Source organism: uncultured Tenacibaculum sp. (genome assembly GCF_947502995.1).
Classification (GTDB): Bacteria; Bacteroidota; Bacteroidia; order Flavobacteriales; family Flavobacteriaceae; genus Polaribacter.
This window is the reverse complement of the sequence record NZ_CANNBW010000091.1, coordinates 1-212: the sequence shown is the minus strand read 5'-3', so window position 1 is coordinate 212 and position 212 is coordinate 1. Positions and strand designations below refer to the sequence as shown.

1 protein-coding gene is annotated in these 212 nt (G+C 38.2%); it reads right to left on the bottom strand.

Features of this window, described 5'->3' with window-relative positions; genetic code table 11:
- The coding region (locus Q1A46_RS20875) for a hypothetical protein (RefSeq protein WP_299683600.1) at window positions 1-212 on the bottom strand (212 nt) is incomplete at both ends.

The window sequence follows — 212 nt, the reverse complement described above, 5'->3', positions numbered from 1 at the left end:
GTACTACTATCAAAGATAATCTCTACTGCTGCTGTACTTGATCCGAAACAAACAACTGGTGCTGTCTGAGTTACATTGATTAAGTGATCTGGTACATCAACAACTTCATAACTCGTACTTAACTCACAACCTGTGACTGGATGTGTAACTGTTACTGTGTAAACTCCTGCTACTAATCTTGTTGTATTCGTAACACTAACTCCACTATCAAC